Here is a 19438-nt window from a genome sequence, read left to right as displayed (position 1 = left end):
TCAATTTAAAAACAGTGTGTCCTATTTTATAAAAAACAGGCGACACTGTTGCCTAAATTCAGATTTTTCACAGCCAAAGAAAAGGAAACTTAGCAATGAAAAACTACCGTAAACCCTTAGCCGATACTGCATTAGACTACTTTGATTTAGAACAGGCAATTAACGACATTCGCCCAAATGCGTATGAAGCACTTCCCTACACCGCCAAAGTACTTGCCGAGCAACTGGTACGAAATTGTAGTGATGACCCAAAACTTACCGATTATCTAAATGAACTTATCGGTAATAAGCAAGAGCTAGATTTTCCTTGGTATCCTGCACGAGTGGTATGCCACGACATTTTGGGGCAAACCGCCCTTGTGGATTTGGCGGGACTTCGTGATGCGATTGCCCAAGCTGGCGGAGACCCCTCCAAAGTCAATCCTGTGGTACAAACCCAGCTCATTGTAGACCATTCTTTGGCGGTGGAACACGGAGGCGATGACCCAGACGCTTTTGCCAAAAACCGTGCCATTGAAGACCGCCGTAATGATGACCGTTTTCATTTTATCAACTGGACAAAAACCGCCTTTAAAAATGTTGATGTGATTCCTGCTGGCAACGGCATTATGCACCAAATCAATTTAGAAAAGATGTCGCCTGTGGTGCAAAGAAAAGATGGTGTCGCTTTCCCTGATACTTGTGTGGGAACAGACAGCCATACGCCACATACCGATGCTTTGGGCGTGATTTCGGTGGGCGTAGGCGGACTTGAAGCCGAATGCGTAATGCTAGGACAACCCTCAATGATGCGTACCCCTGACATCATCGGTGTGCATTTAACAGGTAAACGGCAAGCAGGGATTACGGCAACCGACATTGTATTGTCTTTGACCAAATTTTTACGAGAGCAAAAAGTCGTTGGTGCATTCTTGGAATTTTTTGGCGAAGGGGCGAACTCTCTGTCGGTGGGCGACCGTGCCACCATTTCTAATATGACCCCTGAATATGGGGCAACGGCGGCGATGTTTTATATTGACCAAAATACCTTAGATTATTTGACCCTAACAGGGCGAGAGCCCGAACAAGTAAAATTGGTGGAAACTTACGCCAAACAAATCGGACTATGGGCGGATAAAATGGTAAACGCCCAGTATCCACAAGTGTTAGAATTTGACTTATCCAAGGTAACTCGCACCATCGCAGGACCTTCCAATCCACACGCCAAAGTTGCCACCAGCGAACTAAAAGAGAGAGGCATTGCAGGGGTGGTAGAAGAGCGTACGGACGGATTAATGCCTGACGGAGCGGTCATTATCGCAGCGATAACCAGTTGTACCAATACCTCAAACCCAAGAAATACTGTTGCAGCAGGACTTTTGGCAAAAAAAGCCAATGAACTTGGTCTAACTCGTAAACCGTGGGTCAAATCGTCCTTTGCCCCTGGCTCTAAGGTTGCCAAACTCTACCTAGAAGAAGCAGGGCTATTACCCGAACTTGAAAAATTAGGCTTTGGCATTGTTGCCTATGCTTGCACGACTTGTAATGGAATGAGCGGTGCGTTACGACCAGAAATTGAACAAGAAATCATCGACCGCGATTTGTACGCCACAGCCGTACTCTCGGGCAATCGCAATTTTGATGGACGCATTCACCCACAAGCAAAACAGGCATTTTTGGCAAGTCCGCCACTCGTTGTGGCGTATGCCATTGCTGGCACGATTCGTTTTGATATTGAAAATGATGTCTTAGGCTATCATAACGACAAGCCGATTTATCTAAACGACATTTATCCATCAGATGATGAGATTGACAAGATTGTCGCCAAGTGCGTAAAACCAGAGCAATTTAAAGAAATCTACATTCCAATGTTTGATTTGGATAAATCTGACAAGGCAAGCAATCCTTTATATGATTGGCGTGAAAAGTCCACCTATATCCGCCGTCCACCCTATTGGGAGGGAGCATTGGCAAAAGAATGTGAACTTAAAAACCTACGACCGCTTGCTATTTTGCCTGATAATATTACCACCGACCATTTGTCGCCCTCTAATGCCATTGTCAAAAATTCAGCCGCAGGCGAGTACCTTGCCAAAATGGGCGTGCCAGAGGAAGATTTTAACTCTTATGCCACACACCGAGGCGACCATTTGACCGCACAAAGAGCGACTTTGGCAAATCCAAAACTCTTTAATGAAATGGTCAAAAACTCTGACGGCACCGTGCGACAAGGCTCGCTGGCACGAGTTGAACCAGATGGCACAGTGATGAGAATGTGGGAGGCGATTGAGACCTATATGAACCGCTCACAACCTCTTATCATCATTGCAGGGGCGGATTATGGGCAAGGGTCAAGCAGGGACTGGGCAGCAAAAGGCGTGCGTTTGGCTGGTGTGGAAGTGATTGTCGCAGAAGGCTTTGAACGCATTCACCGCACCAATTTGGTGGGAATGGGCGTGTTACCACTGCAATTTATAAACGGTCAAAATCGCCATACTCTAAAATTGGACGGTACGGAAATTTATGCGGTACAAGGGGAAATTTCGGCTCGCTGTACTTTGGATTTAATCATTGAACGCAAAAATGGCGAGACCCAAACCGTGCCTGTCTTATGCCGCCTAGATAGCGATAGTGATGTCAAAACCTATAAGGCGGGGGGCGTGCTTAGGGAGTTTGCGAGTAAATTTTTAGGTAGCTAAAAATTTATAAATCGTGTAAGGACAAGGCAATTTTGTGGTAGAATTGTCTTGTTCAACTAATTTTTTTAGGAGTTCAAAATGACTATTCAAGATGTGATTAACAGACGAAATATAAAATATTTGGTGCATTTCACAAGATTGGAAAATTTGGATAATATCTTAACAAAAGGAATTATCCCAAGAAATGATATGAAAGATGAATTTATAAATCCGCTTGATTTTTTGCTTGATGACAAAAAAAGTAATGGAAAATATATTTACAATGATGATTATAGATATGACGGTAAATGTGATTACTCTTGTTTAAGCGTTGGTTTTCCAAATGATTTAATGTTTTATAAATTAAGGGCAAACAATCCCAATTCAGAATGGGCTATTATCGTAATATCAATAGAAGTTTTAATAAGTCATAATTGCTTATTCTATCCGTGCAATTCAGCTAGTAGCGATGTTAGTCATCAAGACATTTCAAATTTTCAAGGAGCAAAAGCACTTGATGAAATGTTTCAAAATGAGTTGGATTATCCAAAAAATGTCCAAGCAGAAGTTATGGTAAAAGGGATAATTGAACCAAAGCATATAAAAGGTTGTGTGTTTTCAGAACAGAAATATGTTGATGAATACAGCAAAAAATTTCCAAATTTAAAATTTATTTTACATCCAAATGGTCAAGGTTTCTTTGGAAAAAGAGAATGGACTAATATAGGTTACTAATTATGGCTAAACGACCCGTTTTTATCCCGAGTTCAAACCCAAGTAAATTGGTTGATGTTGAAATGGTGGATTTTACCTATCATTCTGGTTTCGCTGTCAGCCAAAAGCAAAAATCAATCAATTCATTGCATCAAGCAATCAATCAAAAATTTGGTTTCACGGATATTTTAGAAATATCTAGTAAATCAGAAATTGAGCTTGGCGTACAATTAAGTGCATTTAATCTAATGATTACTACTAAAATGAAAGGTAAAACTTTTAGTGTAGAAAGTGCTTTTCAAAGTAGCAAGGTTTTTGAAGGCAATATTCAATATCTTGATTTACTAGATAAATCATCACGAGAAGCCAAAAAAGATGATAGATTAAAAAGCTCTGGCAAAGTTATTGGTTTTAATTTTTATAATCAGTTTTGGGAAACAACGCCATTAACTGCATTTTATGATTGGCTGTATGTTAATGCTTTAAACAATAAACCTGAATATCACGATGAGTTATTACAATATCAAGCATTTACGGATATAGAATTTAATCCTGAAAAATCCATTAACTGTCAAGCTCAATCCGTTGCTTTATTTTGTTCGCTATATCGTAGAAATATGCTAGATGAAATAAAATCACAAGAGTTTTTCTTAACTTTATATCAAGATTATCAAATAGATAACTCTTATAAAAAGTCAAAAGATAATTCGCAAGGTAATCTATTGTAAAACGGTGCGTAATTCGCACCTTACGCCCAAAGGACAATTTTATGAGCAACAAACTTTCAAAATACGGCATTACCAAAGCCAATCGCCCAAAAATCCCTGCAACCAAAAAACTGGATTTAACAGGCGAACAAGGGCAACAAATCATCAAATCCGAAACCAAACTTGTGTTACGGACACATAAAGAAACCTTTAAACGCTTGGCGGATATGTAATGCAAATTATTTGTTTTCCATTTGAACGGGTCATTGAAATTAATACCTACATTCTTTCTACCGAAAAAGGAATGAAAGGACAAGCGGATATTGGCAAATTACAAGGAGCATTATCTCGGATTGATAATGCGATTTTGTATGAAGGTTTAAATGATGTTTTTGAAATTGCCAGTAAATATGCAAATAGCATTGCAATGGCTCACGCCTTATCTGATGCCAATAAACGCACAGGGTTGGCGGTTGCCCTAGAATATTTATCGCTCAATGATTATGAAATCACAATAGACCATATTTTAATGGCGGACGCAATGCGTGATTTGGTAATTGGCGAATTGACCGAAAGTGAATTTGCGGACATTTTGTATTATCAATATTTAAGTAGCATAAACCCACAAAAGGACTAAAACAATGCAAACCCCTATCCCAGCCACTTATATGCGTGGTGGCACATCAAAAGGCACATTTTTTAATTTAGCGGATTTGCCAGAGCCTTGCCAAGTGGCAGGGACGGCACGAGACGCATTTTTGCTCCGTGTTGTCGGCAGTCCAGACCCCTACGGCAAGCAGATTGACGGACTGGGCAACGGCTCATCAAGCACTTCCAAAGTCGTAATTATCTCGCCTGCCACAGACGGCATACACGATGTCAATTATCTGTTTGGGCAGGTCGCCATTGACAAGGCGATGATAGACTGGTCGGGCAACTGTGGCAATTTGACAGGGGCGGTGGGTAGTTTTGCGATTTTTAATGGTTTGATTTCTAAGGATAAAATCCCCGAAAACGGCATTTGCACCGTCAAAATTTATCAACAAAACATCAAAAAAACCATCATCGCCTATGTACCGATTGAGAATGGTCAAGTAGTAGAAACAGGCGATTTTGAGCTTGATGGGGTAACTTTTCCAGCCAGTGAAATTAAAATTGAATTTATAGACCCTGTGGACGAGGGCGGAGAGATGTTCCCCACAGGCAATTTAAAGGACACTTTGTCCGTGCCTGATGTGGGCGAGTTTGAAGTTACAATGATTAACGCAGGCATTCCTACGATATTTTTACACGCCCACGAGCTTGGCTTTACAGGCACAGAGCTACAAAAAGACATTAATTCTAATGCAGAAATTTTAGACAAATTAGAAAAAATCCGTGCATTCGGTGCGGTCAAAATGGGCTTGATTAATGATATTAGCGAAGCCCAAACACGCCAGCACACGCCCAAAATTGCTTGGGTCGCACCGCCGTCAGACTACATAGCATCTAGCGGCAAGACGGTCAAAGCTGATGATATTGACTTACTTGTCCGTGCAATGAGTATGGGGCAGTTGCATCACGCTATGATGGGAACAGCCAGTGTGGCAATTGGCACCGCAGGGACGATTGTTGGCACGATTGTCAATGATGAGGCAGGTGGTCAGGCACTCACAGAGGTAAAGTTTGGACACCCATCAGGAACGCTGACGGTGGGCGGACAGTCCGAATGCGTGAATGGCAAATGGCTGGCTCGTAAGGTGTCTATGAGTCGTTCGGCACGGCGGTTGATGGTGGGACAGGTGTTTGTGCCACAGGATTGTTTTTTAAAAATGTAAATAAATATTTCAAAAAATCATGTTAAATTACAATAATTTAGCATGATTTTTTTGTTTTTATGACTTATTATACATTTGATACTAAGAATAAAATTTGAAATTTACCAAATGATTTGTTAAGGTAAATCATATAGTTACTGATTAAAGTATTCTTTTACCAGAATATTTTAATTTGATTTTGTGTTTTTCATGTTTCTTCCCACATTTTAATTTAGCCATTTTAAGCTAAATTGACACAATAACAGGAGATTTTATGAGTTTAAAGACTTTTTTTAAGGAAAAATCTTCCTTTAATCTTTTCGTTACGGGTATAACACTATTGTTAGTTACCTTATTAGTTGTCGTAACCTTATTATTACCTGAGCAAATGCGTAGCATACTTGATACAGCTAAAGCAGGTATTTTTAGCAATTTTAGTTGGTTCTATATTGTTGCTTGTTCTATTTTCTTATTTTTTCTTATTTTTACAGCATTGAGCCAATTTGGTAATATTAAATTAGGTACCGATGAAGAAGAACCCGAATTTAAATTTGTATCATGGCTTGCGATGTTATTTGCCTCAGGTATGGGTGTCGGTTTAATGTTCTTCGGTGTTGCCGAGCCTTTATCTCATTATACATCTGAAATTACCACAGGTCAGCATGCTGAAAAAGCACAACAAGCCTTATTACATACTACTTTTCACTGGGGAATACACGCTTGGGCAATTTATGGATTAATTTCTCTTGCATTAGCCTATTTTGCCTTTCGTTATAAATTACCCTTAGCCTTACGTTCCTGCTTTTATCCATTATTAAAAGATAAAATTCATGGCAGACTAGGTGATAGTATCGATATTCTTGCTTTAGTTGCAACCTTATTCGGTATCATCACTACACTTGGTTTTGGTTCAGCACAAATGGGGTCAGGCTTAACCGCAATGGGTTTAATTGAAGAAAGTGGTTTTGGTTTGCAAGCCTTAGTCATTATAACGGTGATGACACTTGCCATTATTTCAGCCATTTCTGGAGTGGGCAAAGGTGTAAAAATCCTGAGTGAAATTAATTTAATTATTGCCATTGGTCTTTTGTTATTCGTACTAGCTACAGGTCCAACGCTGTATTTATTAGGGGCTTTTAGTGATAATATCGGCACATATTTTAGCAATGTTATCCAAATGAGTTTTAAAACCTATAGCTACGAACCTGAAAATACAACATGGTTTAATGGCTGGACAGTTTTATATTGGGCATGGTGGTGTTCATGGGCACCTTTTGTCGGCTTGTTTATCGCTCGTATTTCTCGTGGACGTACCATTCGTGAATTTGTATTTGGCGTATTAGCCATGCCAACTTTATTTTCAATTTTATGGTTTACCGTATTTGGTAATAGTGCAATTTGGTTCGACCATGCTACAGCACAAGGTGCATTATCAGCCTTAACAGGTTCGCCTGAAATTCTACTATTCCGCTTTTTGGAATATTTACCATTATCAAGTTTAACTAGTATCATCGCTTTAGTGAGTATTGCCCTATTTTTTATTACATCAGCCGATTCAGGTATGTATGTACTGAATAATATTGCATCACGAGATAAGAGCTTAACTTCACCTAGATGGCAAACTCTGATGTGGGGTGTGTTAATGTCGATTGTGGCGATGACCTTGCTCGGTTTTGGTGGATTAGGGACATTGCAAAGCGTAACATTAATTGTGGCTTTACCATTTGCGATGTTAATGTTATTAATGTGTATTAGCTTATTTTTAGCATTAACTGCGGATAAAAAATATTTTGATAGCCAATTTACCGCAAGTTCAGTAGCTTGGACAGGCGATAAATGGAAACAGCGTTTAACTGCTATGCTCAGTCAAAATCAAGAGCATGATGTATTAAAATTTTTACAGCAAACTGCTCAACCTGCAATGACTGAATTGAGTGATGAAATGACACGTCAATACGGTTTAAGTGTGCAAGTGAATACTTTATTTGAACAAGACGAACCAGCCATTGAATTTATTATTCAACAAGCCAGCGTGCGTGATTTTAAATATGGCATTCGTTCGGTACGTCAGCAAGTATCGGAAAGCTTGGTGCAAGATAATCATTTGCCACATATCCAACATCATCATAGCTACCAACCAATGACGTACTTTTTTGATGGTCGTTCAGGTTATGATGTACAATACATGACACATAATGAATTGATTAGTGATATTCTAAAACATTATGAACGTTATCTTTCACTCATGGGCGATGTCGGTCAGCAAATTATGGGACATCAACAAAGTGAATTAGCGGAATAATTTATTTAACATCATATAAGATATAAGGTTTCCTTTTCGGAAGCCTTATATTTTTATAAAACTGAGAGCCGATGATGGTTTGTAAGAGACCCCTACATACTAGATTAGGTAGTGGTCTGAAAAGTATGCTGATAAGATTTTCCGTTCGGACTGAGCCTGTCGAAGTCTAGGAAAATCGTACCATTCGACAAGCTCATGGCGAACGATTTTCTTTTCTAGCATACTTTTTGAACTAGAACCCTAGATTATTTTATAACTTAATTTCTTTAACAGGAATATTATGCTTTTCTACATATTCACAAACTGTAACGTGAGATTTGGTAACCATTGGTGTGTCAATACTAAATGCTTGATTACCTTTTGCAACAGTAACTCGTTTACCATTGGCATTTATTTTACTAAAACCTGCACTAAAACCACCTTGAAAAGGTGCTTTAGTTTGTTTATTAATAGGACATTCAACAATAAATGTATGAACAATAGACTTAAGTACTTTAGATTGATTAGGCTTAGCTATATTTTCTAATACATTGTAGGTTAAAGTAGGAGAAATGTTTTTATCTATATTTGTTAAAACCATTTTTTGATAAGAAATACTATCTTTTAGAATAAATAATTCATTACCATTTTCTTTTTTACCTAGCTCAATCAACTGCTCAGGTACACTTGCAGTTGCAAATAATGGACATAAAAAAATTGCACATAGCCATCTTTTCATATTAAATCTCACAAAATATATTTATAAAATCATTATAACAGTTAGAACCTATTCTTACAATAATATCAGGGCGAGCATTCGCCCCCGATAGACTGATCAATAAAACTTAATCACGCACCACTAAAACAGGCACATGAATTTCGCCTAATAGATTTTGAGCCACACTTCCTAAAACCATTTTTTTAAAGCCTTTACGACCATGTGAACCCATCACCACTAAATCAGCATTGACTTGTTCAACAAATTTAACCAATTCCGTATGGATTTCTAACCCTTCAATAATTTGTGTATCAACCACCACATCCTGCTCATGTGGAACAACTCAATGAATTTCAGGTCAATGCTGAATTTTATTTATATTTATTACAAAAAGTCTAAGATTTAATCATTCATTGTCATATTAAAATGATAATGAATGATTGACCTTATTTTTATGTTGATAATTTACACTATATTTAACATAATATTTTATTGTTAAAATAAGTTAAATTAATCATATAGTTATATATTACTTGCCAATACAGAAACTACCAAAAATCTTACCTAATAAATCATCAGCTGAAAACTCACCTGTAATTTCACCTAAAGCATTTTGTGCCAAACGTAATGATTCTGCTACTAATTCACCTGCATGATAATCAACCAACTGTTCACGAGCTTCTGTTAAATAATATTGTGTACGTTTCATGGCATCAAGATGACGAGTACGAGCAATAAAGGTATCTTCTTCAGGTTGATAGCCTGCAAATTTACTGATGATGTTGATTAAATCATCAATACCTAACTGCTGTTGTGCAGAAATAATTACACGTTGAAAACCATCTAATTCATCGACTTGAGCCGATTGTGTGGTTAAATCGCATTTATTAGCAATCAAAATCGTACGTTTTTGATCTAAATATTGTGCAAAAAATTGCTCCGCCACAGTTAATGGCTGTTGTTCATTGCTCATATCATAAACAAATAAGAGTAAATCCGCCTGTTCAATCTCTTTCACTGCACGGCGAATACCTTCTTGCTCCACAATATCGCCTGTTTCACGCAAACCAGCGGTATCCGTCAGCGTGATAGGTAAACCATTTAAGGTAATTTTTTCGTGTAAAACATCACGAGTTGTGCCTGCAATATCGGTAACAATCGCTCTATCCACACCAGCTAGGGCATTGAGTAAACTAGATTTTCCTGCATTTGGCTTACCTGCAATCACCACTTGTAAACCTTCTCGTAATAATTGCCCTTGTCGTGCCGATAGTTGCACTTTTTGCACAGATAATTGTACATCATCTAATAATGCTAAAATTTTACCATCAGCCAAAAAGTCAATTTCTTCTTCTGGAAAATCAATCGCAGCTTCAACGTGTAAACGTAAATGGATTAATTTTTCTAATACATCATTGACCCGTTGTGAAAATGCACCTTGTAATGAACGCATCGCAGAACGTGCCGCTGATTGCGAACTTGCATCGATTAAATCGGCAATCGCTTCGGCTTGTACTAAATCCATTTTGCCATTTTCAAAAGCACGCATAGAAAATTCGCCTGCTTGGGCAGGGCTTGCCCCTAATTCAAGCGTACGGGCTAATAGGGCATTTTGTACCATCACACCGCCATGCCCTTGAATTTCTACCACATCTTCACCTGTAAATGAATGTGGATTGGTAAAACACAATAAAATCCCTTCATCAATAACTTCACCATTAGCATCATAAAATTGGCGGAAACCTGCATAACGGTTTTTAGGTAGTGATTTTTGGGTTAATTGCTCGGCAATAGCAAAGGCTTTTGACCCAGACAGGCGAATCACACCCACACCGCCACGCCCAATCGGTGTTGCAATCGCTGTAATAGTTGGTTGTTGCATTGTTTTCTCTATCATTCAGTCAATATTAAATTTTCAATATGCATTGTATGGATAGATAATATTTTTATCAATAAATAAATTTTGTAAACAAAAACATTGTTTTTTTTTTGACCAATTTTATAATATTTGTGTTTATTTTAATCTTTCATTTAATGGAAAAAGGAGTCATTATGACTAATTTTCAAGATTTTGTTAATAGTATCAATCAATCAAATTTATCTGAAATTGATAAAATGCAAATATTAAAAAATGCAGAGAAATTAAAAACAGAAAAAGTTCATGTACTCATTACAGGCGCAACTGGCTGTGGTAAATCATCAACCATTAATGCACTTTTTGGTACAGAAAAAGCTAAAGTAGGACAAAGCTCAAATCCTGAAACGATAGATATTGCTCGTTATGATTTAGGTAATGTAGTACTATTTGACTCTCCAGGATTAGGCGATGGTTATGAAGCTGATTTACGTCATTCTAAAAATATCATCAATAAATTATTAGAAAAAGACAGTCAAGGTAACTTATTGATTGATTTAGTTTTAGTAATTTTAGATGGCGGTTCTCGTGATTTAGGTACATCTTATGAATTAATTAACAAGGTCATCATTCCAAATTTAGGCGAAGATAAAAGTCGCTTATTAATTGCTATCAATCAAGCTGATGTTGCAATGAAAGGACGTTATTGGAATTATGAAAATAATCAACCAGAACCAAAACTTGTTGCTTTTTTAGATGAAAAAGTCGATTCAACACGCACAAGAATTTTTGAAGCAACAGGTGTAACGGTTAATCCGATTTATTATTCAGCAGGCTATAAAGATGGTAATGATGAGCAACAGCCATGGAACTTAGCTAAGCTATTGTCTTATATTCTCAGTCATACAAGTGAAAATAAACGTATTGTTTATGCTTCTGAAATTAACCAACGTCAAGAAGTTTGGCAAAAAAATGATGATTTAGAAGATTATCAAGCAAAAGTAAAAGAAAGTTTCATTGAATCTTTTATAAATACAATTGCTAGAGGTGCTGGCGAGTTAGCTCGTGGTGTTGTAGAAGGAGCTTTAAGCGGTTTACGTACTGTTGGCAATGTGATTGGCGGTGTGGCACGCGGTATAGGTAATGCGATTGGTAGTGTAGTACGTACTATTAGCAGTTGGTGGTAATAGAATGCAAAATTTATATTACGATATTCAACGTGAAATTGAACAACGCAATTTGTTACGTCCTTTAGATGTATTATTAGTTGGTGCTACAGGTGTAGGCAAAAGCTCTACCATCAATGCTCTTTTTGGAGATAATGTTGCCAAAGTGGGTACAGGTTGTGAACCAGAAACTCAAATCGTATCTCATTACGAAGTAAATGATTATTTCCGTATTCATGATTCCGCAGGTTTGGGTGATGGTAAGGAAAATGACAAACGCCATGCTCGTAATATTACTGACATTTTAATCAAAACGGTATCGGTAGGTGGAGATAATTCAATTCCTTATGGTTTGATCGATATGGTTATGGTCATTCTTGATGGTAGTTCTCGTGATTTAGGAACAGCTTATCAATTATTACGAGATGTAATTGTACCAATTATCGACCCAAAACGTATTATTGTTTTAATTAATCAAGCAGATATGGCAATGAAAGGGCGTTATTGGGATTCGGTCAATAATTGCCCTGAAGCTACATTAAAACAGTTTTTAGATGAACAAGCCTATAATGTTCAGCAACGTATTAAAGAGGCGACAGGATTAAACATTCACATGCCTATTTATTATAGTGCAGAACATGGCTATAACATCGATAAAATATTATTGCATATCAAACAGAATCTACCTACACAGCGTAGAGTAATTCAAATTGATAGTAATAGTCGCAAGTTTATTTTTTAATAAAGGCTGAATGATATGAGTAATCAAAATAAAATTAATCAACTACGCTCTGAGATTGAAGTGCTTGAGCGTAACATCGAAAGCTACGAAGACGGAATCTATCGCCGTAGTGTGGCATTGAATAAGTTAAAAAAAGGTTTTTTTGAATCTGACGAATCTTTTTGGGAACGCTATGATAAACTAGACCGTGCCCATATGAAGACAGATAATGAAGCTGAACAAGAAATTGATAAGTGTCGCAATAAAATCCATTCTATACAGTAACAGATTCAACAACTACAGAATCAGAATGTATATAAAGATTCTATCTAAATAAAAAATCTGCTTAAAACTCAATTTAAGCAGATTTTTCTCTTTTATCTCACTTCAATCCTTCTTATTAAATCAACGACGTTGTTGCAATTTTTCTTTTCACTTTCAACTTCATGTGTGTTTAAAAAAACGCCTTATCACTAAGGTGATTTTTATTCAAGTAATAGAATTATATCTAAAAATTATATAGGAGGTATTTAAGAACAAGAATCTAATTTTTCAATTCTATGCCACCCCATGCCATTTAAGATAATACGGCGATTTAAAGATTTGTCCATTAAAGAGCAATAATAAAAACTACCTTGAGAACCTTGAGGGAGAGCATTGCTACTTTTAAACATAATATAATTGGCGTGTCTTGCACCTATACGTGTAATCGTTGCATATTTTGCGTTTACATATTGTGATGAAAGTATTTCTTCATGCTCATCTTTTTGACGATTATGATTTGTATCAACAAATGTAATAATATGGTTTTGCCACAGAGAATGATTGGTACATATTAGTCCATCATTACTCGAACAAACAACAATATCTTTACGCCGTAAGAAAGCCTCATGCCGAGCGGCTCTTAAGATTTGTGGAATTAAAATGGAAATATTTTGCATTTCTTGTCTTGCTAACATGAGTTGAATACGTGGGATAGCAACTGTAGCAATAATAGCTAAAATAGCAATGACAACTACCAGTTCAATGAGTGTTAGACCTTTTTGATTCCATATCCTATCCATACGATTAGAAACCCCTACAATCCTATGATTAATTTAGAAGAAATCTATTCAAACATAAAATAGTTGATAAAACAATAATAAAAGCAAAAGACATTGTGTTAAATGCAATAAAACATCAATATTTGCTCAAATATCATGCAACTGGAATAATTAATTGAAAGATGATGAAAATATTTTGAAAAAAAGTTTGACAAAGGTTTGAGTTGTGTCTATAATACACATCTATCGCAAGATGATAATATTTTGAATTTAAATTAAATATTGATTTTAAGTATTTATGTTTATAAGATATTATCTTATAAATTTGTGATAGTAATAATCAACAATTGAAGAGATGGTTGATAATTCATTAAGAGAGATAGAAGAACAACTTGTGTGGATTTTTGCTATTATTGGATGGATTTTTATATTTTAAATTGAATATAAAGTTCATTTGATTTGGTAGAAATTGACTCGAGATTTATTTGAGCGAAAATTTTGCTAGTGATTGAATGGGCGAATTGGTATTTGTTGTTATGTTTATGATGATGAATGCTGATTAAGAATGAATTAAACTGAAGAGTTTGATCATGGCTCAGATTGAACGCTGGCGGCAGGCTTAACACATGCAAGTCGGACGGTTGAAGGGTGCTTGCACCTGGAGATAGTGGCGAACGGGTGAGTAATGCTTAGGAATCTGGCTATTAATGGGGGACAACAATTCGAAAGGATTGCTAATACCGCATACGCCCTACGGGGGAAAGCAGGGGATCTTAGGACCTTGCGTTAATAGATGAGCCTAAGTTGGATTAGCTAGTTGGTGGGGTAAAGGCCTACCAAGGCGACGATCCATAGCGGGTCTGAGAGGATGATCCGCCACACTGGGACTGAGACACGGCCCAGACTCCTACGGGAGGCAGCAGTGGGGAATATTGGACAATGGGCGCAAGCCTGATCCAGCCATGCCGCGTGTGTGAAGAAGGTCGTAAGATTGTAAAGCACTTTAAGTGGGGAGGAGGGTACCGATGCTAATATCATTGAGTACTGGACGCTACCCACAGAATAAGCACCGGCTAACTCTGTGCCAGCAGCCGCGGTAATACAGAGGGTGCGAGCGTTAATCGGAATTACTGGGCGTAAAGCGCGCGTAGGTGGCTAATTAAGTCGGATGTGAAATCCCCGAGCTCAACTTGGGAATTGCATACGATACTGGTTGGCTAGAGTATAAGAGAGGAAGGTAGAATTCCAGGTGTAGCGGTGAAATGCGTAGAGATCTGGAGGAATACCGATGGCGAAGGCAGCCTTCTGGCTTAATACTGACGCTGAGGTGCGAAAGCATGGGGAGCAAACAGGATTAGATACCCTGGTAGTCCATGCCGTAAACGATGTCTACTAGCCGTTGGAGTCGTATAAGACTTTAGTGGCGCAGCTAACGCGATAAGTAGACCGCCTGGGGAGTACGGTCGCAAGACTAAAACTCAAATGAATTGACGGGGGCCCGCACAAGCGGTGGAGCATGTGGTTTAATTCGATGCAACGCGAAGAACCTTACCTGGTCTTGACATACAGAGAACTTAGCAGAGATGCTTTGGTGCCTTCGGGAACTCTGATACAGGTGCTGCATGGCTGTCGTCAGCTCGTGTCGTGAGATGTTGGGTTAAGTCCCGCAACGAGCGCAACCCTTATCCTTATTTGCCAGCACTTTGGGTGGGAACTATAAGGAGACTGCCAGTGACAAACTGGAGGAAGGCGGGGACGACGTCAAGTCATCATGGCCCTTACGACCAGGGCTACACACGTGCTACAATGGTAGGTACAAAGGGCAGCTTAGTCGCGAGGCTTGGCGAATCCCAAAAAGCCTATCGTAGTCCGGATTGGAGTCTGCAACTCGACTCCATGAAGTCGGAATCGCTAGTAATCGCAGATCAGAATGCTGCGGTGAATACGTTCCCGGGCCTTGTACACACCGCCCGTCACACCATGGGAGTTTGTTGCACCAGAAGTGGTTAGCTTAAAAAAGGGCGATCACCACGGTGTGGCCGATGACTGGGGTGAAGTCGTAACAAGGTAGCTGTAGGGGAACCTGCGGCTGGATCACCTCCTTAACGAAAAAAAAGATTCGTTTGATGATAGTTAGAATCCACAACAAGTTGTTCTTCTGAAAGAGTTTATCTGAGGGTCTATAGCTCAGTTGGTTAGAGCACACGCTTGATAAGCGTGGGGTCATAAGTTCAAGTCTTATTAGACCCACCACTAATTGCAAGCACTTTAAAGTGCAAGTAGTTAAAAATATAGATGGTAAGATAAATGAAAAGCTATGGGGACTTAGCTTAGTTGGTAGAGCGCCTGCTTTGCACGCAGGAGGTCAGGAGTTCGACTCTCCTAGTCTCCACCATAAGTGAGGAATAGCAAAGATTAATAATCTTAGTCCGAACACAAGATAAAAATCTATGATTTTTCTGTACGGTATAGATTAAATGATTTATTTGATTGAATAAATTAGTTATTATGTTATAATAATTAACTTATGCAATTAAGTTCACTAAGTAAAGAAATTAGTGAGTAATTAAAGCATAAAATTTAAGTGATACTGATGAGGTATTACAGTTTTATAAGTGATAACACAGGTTAAAGCTATAAAACATCATTCATTAACAGCAAGAATTGAGTCTGAAAATAATTGTTCACTCAATAGATTGAAGTAGTCGTAAGATGAAAAGATTTAATTGAGGACTAGCAAAAACTGAATCAAGCGTTTTGGAATAGATTGTGTGACTTTAAGTTGAAAGAATGAATAGATATTTTAAAATATTTATTTAAACGACAATTTGGGGTTGTATAGTCAAGTGAATAAGTGCATACGGTGGATGCCTAGGCAATCAGAGGCGAAGAAAGACGTTGTAGCCTGCGAAAAGCGTCGGGGAGTTGGCAAACAAGCATTGATCCGGCGATGTCTGAATGGGGGAACCCACCTACCATAAGGTAGGTATCATTAACTGAATCCATAGGTTAATGAAGCGAACGAGGGGAAGTGAAACATCTCAGTACCCTTAGGAAAAGAAATCAATTGAGATTCCCTTAGTAGCGGCGAGCGAAAGGGGAGTAGCCCATAAAGTTTTATATAGTTTAGTGGAACGCTCTGGGAAGTGCGAACGTAGAGGGTGATATTCCCGTACACGAAAGGCTATATAAGATGATGACGAGTAGGGCGAGGCACGTGAAACCTTGTCTGAATATGGGGGGACCATCCTCCAAGGCTAAATACTCCTGATTGACCGATAGTGAACCAGTACCGTGAGGGAAAGGCGAAAAGAACCCCTGTGAGGGGAGTGAAATAGATCCTGAAACCGTATGCATACAAGCAGTAGGAGCATACATTGTTATGTGACTGCGTACCTTTTGTATAATGGGTCAGCGACTTATATTTTGTAGCAAGGTTAACCGCATAGGGGAGCCGTAGAGAAATCGAGTCTGAATAGGGCGTTAAGTTGCAAGGTATAGACCCGAAACCGGGTGATCTATCCATGAGCAGGTTGAAGGTTGGGTAACACTAACTGGAGGACCGAACCCACTGTCGTTGAAAAGCCAGGGGATGACTTGTGGATAGGGGTGAAAGGCTAATCAAACTCGGTGATAGCTGGTTCTCCCCGAAAGCTATTTAGGTAGCGCCTCGGACGAATACCATTGGGGGTAGAGCACTGTTTCGGCTAGGGGGTCATCCCGACTTACCAAACCGATGCAAACTCCGAATACCGATGAGTACTATCCGGGAGACAGACTATGGGTGCTAACGTCCATAGTCAAGAGGAAAACAATCCAGACCGCCAGCTAAGGCCCCAAAATCATAGTTAAGTGGGAAACGATGTGGGAAGGCATAGACAGCTAGGAGGTTGGCTTAGAAGCAGCCACCCTTTAAAGAAAGCGTAATAGCTCACTAGTCGAGTCGGCCTGCGCGGAAGATGTAACGGGGCTAAAACTATGTGCCGAAGCTGCGGATTTACATTTTATGTAAGTGGTAGGGGAGCGTTCTGTAAGCCAAAGAAGGTGGGTTGAGAAGCCCGCTGGAGGTATCAGAAGTGCGAATGCTGACGTGAGTAACGACAAAACGGGTGAAAAACCCGTTCGCTGAAAGACCAAGGGTTCCAGTCCAACGTTAATCGGGGCTGGGTGAGTCGACCCCTAAGGCGAGGCCGAGAGGCGTAGTCGATGGGAAATTGGTTAATATTCCAATACTTCTGTGTAATGCGATGAGAGGACGGAGAAAGTTAAGTCAGCCTGGCGTTGGTTGTCCAGGTGGAAGGTTGTAGGCATGTATCTTAGGCAAATCCGGGGTACTCTATGCTGAGAACTGATAGCAAGCTATACTTGTATAGCAAAGTGGCTGATACTCTGCTTCCAAGAAAAGTCTCTAAGCTTCAGTTACACAGGAATCGTACCCGAAACCGACACAGGTGGTCAGGTCGAGTAGACCAAAGCGCTTGAGAGAACTCTGCTGAAGGAACTAGGCAAAATGGTACCGTAACTTCGGGAGAAGGTACACTGTTGTTGGTGATGGGACTTGCTCCTTGAGCTGACGACAGTCGCAGAAACCAGGCCGCTGCAACTGTTTATTAAAAACATAGCACTCTGCAAACACGAAAGTGGACGTATAGGGTGTGATGCCTGCCCGGTGCTGGAAGGTTAATTGATGTGGTTAGCGCAAGCGAAGCTATTGATCGAAGCCCCAGTAAACGGCGGCCGTAACTATAACGGTCCTAAGGTAGCGAAATTCCTTGTCGGGTAAGTTCCGACCTGCACGAATGGCATAATGATGGCGGCGCTGTCTCCAGCAGAGACTCAGTGAAATCGAAATCGCTGTGAAGATGCAGTGTACCCGCGGCTAGACGGAAAGACCCCGTGAACCTTTACTACAGCTTGACATTGAACTTTGACCTTACTTGTGTAGGATAGGTGGGAGGCTTAGAAGCAGAGACGCCAGTTTCTGTGGAGCCATCCTTGAAATACCACCCTGGTAATGTTGAGGTTCTAACTCAGTCCCCTAATCGGGGACGAGGACCATGTCTGGTGGGTAGTTTGACTGGGGCGGTCTCCTCCTAAAGAGTAACGGAGGAGTACGAAGGTGCGCTCAGCGTGGTCGGAAATCACGCAAAGAGTATAAAGGCAAAAGCGCGCTTAACTGCGAGACCCACAAGTCGAGCAGGTACGAAAGTAGGTCTTAGTGATCCGGTGGTTCTGTATGGAAGGGCCATCGCTCAACGGATAAAAGGTACTCTGGGGATAACAGGCTGATACCGCCCAAGAGTTCATATCGACGGCGGTGTTTGGCACCTCGATGTCGGCTCATCTCATCCTGGGGCTGAAGCAGGTCCCAAGGGTATGGCTGTTCGCCATTTAAAGAGGTACGCGAGCTGGGTTTAGAACGTCGTGAGACAGTTCGGTCCCTATCTACCGTGGGCGTTGGAAATTTGAGAGGATCTGCTCCTAGTACGAGAGGACCAGAGTGGACGAACCTCTGGTGTACCGGTTGTCACGCCAGTGGCATCGCCGGGTAGCTATGTTCGGAAGGGATAACCGCTGAAAGCATCTAAGCGGGAAGCCTACCTCAAGATGAGATTTCCCTAGTAATTTAATTACTCTAAAGAGCCGTTCAAGACTAGGACGTTGATAGGTTGGATGTGGAAGCATGGCGACATGTGAAGCTGACCAATACTAATTGCTCGTGTGGCTTGACTATACAACACCCAAGTTGTTGTATAAACACAATAATCCAAAATAAATGT

The 19438-nt window shown here is 39.7% G+C and carries 13 protein-coding genes, 2 tRNA genes, 2 rRNA genes and 1 pseudogene; 14 read left to right on the top strand and 4 right to left on the bottom strand.

What is annotated here, in order from left to right; genetic code table 11:
* The first annotated feature begins 95 nt into the window (after positions 1 to 95).
* The 7 genes from acnD (at position 96) to LU301_RS11920 (ending at position 8176) form a co-directional block, all read left to right on the top strand.
* Positions 96 to 2678: a Fe/S-dependent 2-methylisocitrate dehydratase AcnD gene (gene acnD / locus LU301_RS11950; RefSeq protein ID WP_305271175.1), complete on the top strand. Its 2583-nt coding sequence runs from the start codon at positions 96 to 98 to the stop codon at positions 2676 to 2678.
* A gap of 78 nt (positions 2679 to 2756) precedes the next feature.
* Positions 2757 to 3392: a DarT ssDNA thymidine ADP-ribosyltransferase family protein gene (locus LU301_RS11945; protein ID WP_305271172.1), complete on the top strand. Its 636-nt coding sequence runs from the start codon at positions 2757 to 2759 to the stop codon at positions 3390 to 3392.
* A 2-nt stretch (positions 3393 to 3394) separates the two neighbouring features.
* The gene (locus LU301_RS11940) at positions 3395 to 4099 is read left to right on the top strand and encodes a DarT1-associated NADAR antitoxin family protein (RefSeq protein ID WP_305271169.1); all 705 of its coding nucleotides are present in this window, start codon (positions 3395 to 3397) and stop codon (positions 4097 to 4099) included.
* Positions 4100 to 4140: 41 nt separating this feature from the next.
* Positions 4141 to 4311, top strand: a complete 171-nt coding sequence (locus LU301_RS11935; protein WP_305271167.1) for an acetyltransferase — start codon at positions 4141 to 4143, stop codon at positions 4309 to 4311.
* Positions 4311 to 4715 (top strand): type II toxin-antitoxin system death-on-curing family toxin, encoded by a 405-nt coding sequence (locus tag LU301_RS11930; protein WP_305271165.1) that lies wholly within the window; start codon positions 4311 to 4313, stop codon positions 4713 to 4715. The genes LU301_RS11935 and LU301_RS11930 overlap by 1 nt, the downstream gene beginning before the upstream one ends.
* 4 nt (positions 4716 to 4719) lie before the next feature.
* Positions 4720 to 5895 (top strand): 2-methylaconitate cis-trans isomerase PrpF, encoded by a 1176-nt coding sequence (prpF, locus tag LU301_RS11925; protein WP_305271162.1) that lies wholly within the window; start codon positions 4720 to 4722, stop codon positions 5893 to 5895.
* Positions 5896 to 6148: 253 nt separating this feature from the next.
* Positions 6149 to 8176 carry a BCCT family transporter gene (locus LU301_RS11920; RefSeq protein WP_305271159.1) on the top strand — a complete coding sequence of 676 codons (2028 nt, stop codon included), beginning with the start codon at positions 6149 to 6151 and terminating at the stop codon, positions 8174 to 8176.
* A gap of 250 nt (positions 8177 to 8426) precedes the next feature.
* Here LU301_RS11920 and LU301_RS11915 read toward each other — a convergent pair whose 3' ends face one another.
* From LU301_RS11915 to mnmE, 3 genes and pseudogenes are all read right to left on the bottom strand, one after another.
* On the bottom strand, positions 8427 to 8894 hold the full coding sequence (locus tag LU301_RS11915; RefSeq protein ID WP_305271156.1) for a hypothetical protein: 468 nt from the start codon (positions 8892 to 8894) through the stop codon (positions 8427 to 8429).
* 106 nt (positions 8895 to 9000) lie between these two features.
* A pseudogene (locus LU301_RS11910) lies at positions 9001 to 9201 on the bottom strand (universal stress protein); the annotation flags it as partial.
* Positions 9202 to 9402: 201 nt separating this feature from the next.
* On the bottom strand, positions 9403 to 10755 hold the full coding sequence (gene mnmE / locus LU301_RS11905; RefSeq protein ID WP_305271153.1) for a tRNA uridine-5-carboxymethylaminomethyl(34) synthesis GTPase MnmE: 1353 nt from the start codon (positions 10753 to 10755) through the stop codon (positions 9403 to 9405).
* A gap of 170 nt (positions 10756 to 10925) precedes the next feature.
* On the opposite strand from mnmE, the gene LU301_RS11900 reads away from it, so the two are divergent.
* The 3 genes from LU301_RS11900 to LU301_RS11890 are packed head-to-tail and all read left to right on the top strand — an operon-like array spanning position 10926 to position 12900.
* Positions 10926 to 11915 (top strand): GTPase family protein, encoded by a 990-nt coding sequence (locus LU301_RS11900; protein WP_305271150.1) that lies wholly within the window; start codon positions 10926 to 10928, stop codon positions 11913 to 11915.
* A 4-nt stretch (positions 11916 to 11919) separates the two neighbouring features.
* Positions 11920 to 12636 carry a GTPase family protein gene (locus LU301_RS11895; RefSeq protein ID WP_305271147.1) on the top strand — a complete coding sequence of 239 codons (717 nt, stop codon included), beginning with the start codon at positions 11920 to 11922 and terminating at the stop codon, positions 12634 to 12636.
* 15 nt (positions 12637 to 12651) lie between these two features.
* Complete coding sequence (locus LU301_RS11890; RefSeq protein ID WP_305271145.1) at positions 12652 to 12900, top strand: hypothetical protein; 249 nt, start codon at positions 12652 to 12654, stop codon at positions 12898 to 12900.
* Positions 12901 to 13145: 245 nt separating this feature from the next.
* Here the strand turns inward: LU301_RS11890 and LU301_RS11885 are convergent, their stop codons facing one another.
* Entirely contained in the window at positions 13146 to 13679 is a 534-nt protein-coding gene (locus LU301_RS11885; protein ID WP_305271142.1) for a GspH/FimT family pseudopilin, read from the bottom strand.
* Between the two features lie 551 nt (positions 13680 to 14230).
* Between LU301_RS11885 and LU301_RS11880 the strand changes: the two genes are divergently transcribed.
* The 4 genes from LU301_RS11880 to LU301_RS11865 all read left to right on the top strand — a co-directional run bounded on the left by LU301_RS11880 (position 14231) and on the right by LU301_RS11865 (position 19392).
* Positions 14231 to 15763, top strand: a 16S ribosomal RNA gene (locus tag LU301_RS11880).
* 71 nt (positions 15764 to 15834) lie between these two features.
* Positions 15835 to 15911, top strand: a tRNA-Ile gene (locus LU301_RS11875).
* 66 nt (positions 15912 to 15977) lie between these two features.
* Positions 15978 to 16053: transfer RNA gene (locus LU301_RS11870), tRNA-Ala, on the top strand.
* Positions 16054 to 16498: 445 nt separating this feature from the next.
* Positions 16499 to 19392 (top strand): 23S ribosomal RNA (locus LU301_RS11865).
* Together the 16S and 23S rRNA genes with 2 tRNA genes alongside form the textbook arrangement of a ribosomal RNA operon.
* The last annotated feature ends 46 nt before the right edge of the window (positions 19393 to 19438 follow it).

It is taken from the genome of Moraxella sp. ZY210820, assembly GCF_030674635.1.
GTDB lineage: Bacteria > Pseudomonadota > Gammaproteobacteria > Pseudomonadales > Moraxellaceae > Acinetobacter.
Note: the sequence above shows the minus strand (reverse complement) of the source record. Positions and strands in the feature narration are given on the sequence as shown.